Origin of the sequence: Microcystis sp. M109S1, assembly GCF_020247025.1 — a bacterium.
GTDB lineage: Bacteria > Cyanobacteriota > Cyanobacteriia > Cyanobacteriales > Microcystaceae > Microcystis.
This window is the reverse complement of the sequence record NZ_JADBRW010000113.1, coordinates 1-3,525: the sequence shown is the minus strand read 5'-3', so window position 1 is coordinate 3,525 and position 3,525 is coordinate 1. Positions and strand designations below refer to the sequence as shown.

Sequence of the window (3,525 nt, the reverse complement as noted above, 5' to 3'; positions counted from 1 at the left end):
GTCAGTCTGTAGAGCGACCATAAGACCAGAACAGAGTAAATCTGTTAAGGCAGGTGCGGAACCCCGCAAGGGAAAGAAGCAGAAACCCAAATCGTGAGGTTTGGGAATCACCGTCCGTTTTACGGCGGTGAGGATGTCAACTTAATCTGTAAGGGAAGTTGCCAAAAAGGAGACGAGCGTGCGACGGGGAAGACATAAAATTTTTATCGGCATGGCCCCGGGGGTCGGGAAAACTTACAAAATGCTGGAGGAGGGGCATAGCCTCAGAAAGCAGGGAACCGACGTGGTGATCGGACTTCTTGAAACCCACGACAGGAAAGAGACCGCCGAAAAAGCCGAGGGACTGGAAATCGTACCGAGAAAAATCCTAGAGAAAGAGGGATTCACTCTCTCGGAAATGGATACGGAAGCGATTATCGCCCGCTCGCCGCAGCTGTGTCTGATCGATGAATTAGCCCACACGAACGCGCCTGGTTCGGAGCGAGAGAAACGCTTTCAGGACGTGGAGATAATTTTATCCCGGGGAATCGATGTTTACTCTACAGTGAATATCCAGCATATCGAGAGTTTAAACGATCTGGTCGCCCGAATCACCGGGGTGGTGGTTCGGGAGAGAATACCCGATCGAATTTTGGAGGAAGCTGATGAAGTGATCGTGGTAGATGTTACTCCCGAAACCCTAGAGGAAAGATTATTAGCGGGAAAAATCTACGCTCCCGAAAAGATCCAACAATCTTTAAATAATTTCTTTCAACGGCGCAATTTAATCGCCCTACGGGAACTCGCCCTGCGCGAAGTGGCCGATACGGTAGAAGAAGAAGCGAGTAATTCGACCAAATTCATCGGTCAATCCTGTCCCGTTCACGAACGGGTATTAGTCTGTATTTCCACCTATCCAAACTCTTTACGATTATTACGTCGGGGAGCGCGGATAGCGGGGTATATGAACGCGGAATTTTTCGTGATTTTCGTCGATAACCCCGATCGCTTTCTCACCAAAGAGGAGGCTTTACATATCGAAACCTGCGAACGTTTATGTCGGGAATTCGAGGGGAAATTCTTACGGGTTAAAAGCTATCAGGTGGCGGAAGCGATCGCCGAGGTGGCCGAGCGCGAACGAATTACCCAGATCGTGATCGGGGAGAGCCTTCAATCGCGCTGGAAGCATTTAATCAAAGGTTCTTTCACCCAAAAACTCATGCGCCTGATCTGGCAGAAAAATATCGATCTTCACATCATCGCCACCGAACCAAAAGTACCGATTAAAAATTCGCGAGCTAAGGGGACGAAAAGATAACCACCGCTCCGCTATTTACCAACGAAGTGCTGGTGAAAGAATTTTCCTTCTACCAGCAACAGGTTTCAAGATTTTAAGTCCAACTGTTATTTAAATAAGTTTTATGGGCATCATAAGACAAGAAGCTAATCAATCAGGTGGATATTTACCATGGCTAATTGTCCTAACTGTGGTTCTAATCATATTCAGTTACAGCGAGAAACCAATGTTAATCGGGGAAGGGCGGCAGCAGGTTGGGCTTTATTTGGTGTGGTTGGTGGTGCGGTGGGTGCTGTCACTGGAGAAGATAGAAATGTTAACGCCTGTCTTGATTGTGGCACTACTTGGAAAGCGGCAGACGTATATAAAACTCTTGAAATTATCAAGCATTTAACTCAGGAAACACTTGATTTATCTTTAGCAAGAGATAGATTATATATCAATGATTTTATGGTTGAAGTTTCTCCCTACTTAAATTTGCCATCTCAAGCGGAATAGAAAGCGCAGAATTTGAAAAAGAAAGCTGAAAAAAAGAGCTACAAAAATTATCTGTAACATCCTCAAAAAATGTGATGATTAATTGTGAATGTCTCAGTCTATTTCCTCTAGCTTTACTTTTAGGAATCTGTTTATCTCTAGGCAATTTAGGGATTCTCATTTTTGTCTCATTTACCGTTTTAACTAGGGTTTGCTGAAAAAGTGTATTGGTGGGGTTAGGAGTCGGTCGTCGGTCGTCGGTCGTCGGTCGTCGGTCGTTTCAGGCTTTGTTGCCCTTGGTTTTTGTACCAGTTTTGTACTACGAAAAGAATAATGCAAGGTTTTTGAATGTCCCAATCCTATTTTCGCAGCATGAACATCGGATTTTAACAGGTCAAAAGCCTTATTTTAAAAGGGTTTTACCATTATTCAGCAGACCCTAACTATTATCTCTGTTGTTAAAATCTCTAATTGGCTAATTGTGCCGATAACAAGGTATCTTACAAAAGAAATAAAGCAGCTTAAAGAAGATTATAAAAGAGTAAGAGTGGAAGCGGATATTGAATTTAATCGTATACTTACCGATTTTGTCGATAAACATTATTTATAGTGCTTTTCACGTTACTGAGGTATGGACAAGTTTTGCCAACAAGGGGCTTAAGCCTCTTGCCCATGCCTCATTCTGATGAAAACTGCTATAACTTAAAGATAGGAAAATATGTTCTGTAAAAAAATACAAGATTTTTGAAAAATATTAAGTTAGTGGTACTTAGACACTTTTTGAGCCAAAAAAGCACTGAAAAATCCTCTGGATAAGGGAAAGAGGTAAATAGGGAAAAAATGACTGAAACCCTCAAGAAGACTGGATTGAGTGTTGTTTGAACTTAAGTCATCTCCCTGTATGGGTTTGAAGCTATTTTTGTCTTAGGTTTTGTTTAAGTCCCATTAGGCAATCTCTTACTTTTAGAGGAATAATCAAGATCTTAATATTGCCGTAACGCATCAAAAACTTTTCTTTTCTAGAATTGCCAATCGTAACCGGCGATCAAGCGAAAATAAACCGGTAAAATCTGAATAGAACTCGTTGCTTTTGCGATCGCTAATACCGCATCTACAGCAGTTATCTTAATGGTGAGGTACAAAGTTTTCGTTTTGGGGAGTCATTATTCAGGAGACAGGAGACGGGAGACAGGTTTGAGGTTTTGGGGGTTGGGGTTTTAGGGTTTTAGGGTTTTAGTTGAAATTTCCCCACTTCCCCACTTCCCCACTTCCCCACTCCCCCACTTCCCACTTCCCACTTCCCCTCTCAAATCAGCAACGCCTTGGCTTCTCTGGGATGATATTCTAGGAGTTAATCTTTAATGTAAATCCGTTGTCACAGAGGGAGTTAACTCATGCAAGTAAATAATCTCGGCTTTATCGCTAGTATCCTATTCGTCCTAGTCCCCACCGTTTTCCTCTTGATTCTGTTTATCCAAACCAGACAGGAAACCGAGGGTTAAATTCCTTCCCTATCCCTATTCTTCCTAAAAACCCCGGTGATTTCTTGAAGTCATGCGGGGTTTTTTCGCTTGAATTAGGAGAAAATGCTAGTTTCGTCACCTGATCCAAAATAGCCTATAGTTAGGGTTTGCTGAATAAAGCTAAAAACCTTGTTGGGTAAGACTTTTAGACCTTTTGGAACTTAAAAAGTACTGGATATGGGAGTGATCGGGGGGAAATTTAGGCACTTTTTCCCTGAAAATTAGGTAATTGGCCACCTCAAAACTGGT

4 protein-coding genes are annotated in these 3,525 nt (G+C 42.6%); 3 read left to right on the top strand and 1 reads right to left on the bottom strand.

Annotated features, from left to right (window positions below):
- Positions 1–178 precede the first annotated feature (178 nt).
- Positions 179–1,297 (top strand): universal stress protein, encoded by a 1,119-nt coding sequence (locus IM322_RS05420; protein ID WP_287676346.1) that lies wholly within the window; start codon positions 179–181, stop codon positions 1,295–1,297.
- A 150-nt stretch (positions 1,298–1,447) separates the two neighbouring features.
- Positions 1,448–1,774 carry a hypothetical protein gene (locus IM322_RS05415; RefSeq protein ID WP_287676345.1) on the top strand — a complete coding sequence of 109 codons (327 nt, stop codon included), beginning with the start codon at positions 1,448–1,450 and terminating at the stop codon, positions 1,772–1,774.
- Positions 1,775–2,772: 998 nt separating this feature from the next.
- Here the strand turns inward: IM322_RS05415 and IM322_RS05410 are convergent.
- Positions 2,773–2,895: a hypothetical protein gene (locus IM322_RS05410; RefSeq protein WP_256378251.1), complete on the bottom strand. Its 123-nt coding sequence runs from the start codon at positions 2,893–2,895 to the stop codon at positions 2,773–2,775.
- Between the two features lie 252 nt (positions 2,896–3,147).
- On the opposite strand from IM322_RS05410, the gene psbM reads away from it, so the two are divergent.
- Complete coding sequence (gene psbM, locus IM322_RS05405; protein WP_012267682.1) at positions 3,148–3,255, top strand: photosystem II reaction center protein PsbM; 108 nt, start codon at positions 3,148–3,150, stop codon at positions 3,253–3,255.
- Positions 3,256–3,525 lie beyond the last annotated feature (270 nt).

Coding starts and splice junctions, on each gene's coding strand:
- psbM (WP_012267682.1), top strand. CDS start 3,148: ATGCAAGTAAATAATCTCGGCTTTATCGCTAGTATCCTATTCGTCCTA.
- IM322_RS05415 (WP_287676345.1), top strand. CDS start 1,448: ATGGCTAATTGTCCTAACTGTGGTTCTAATCATATTCAGTTACAGCGA.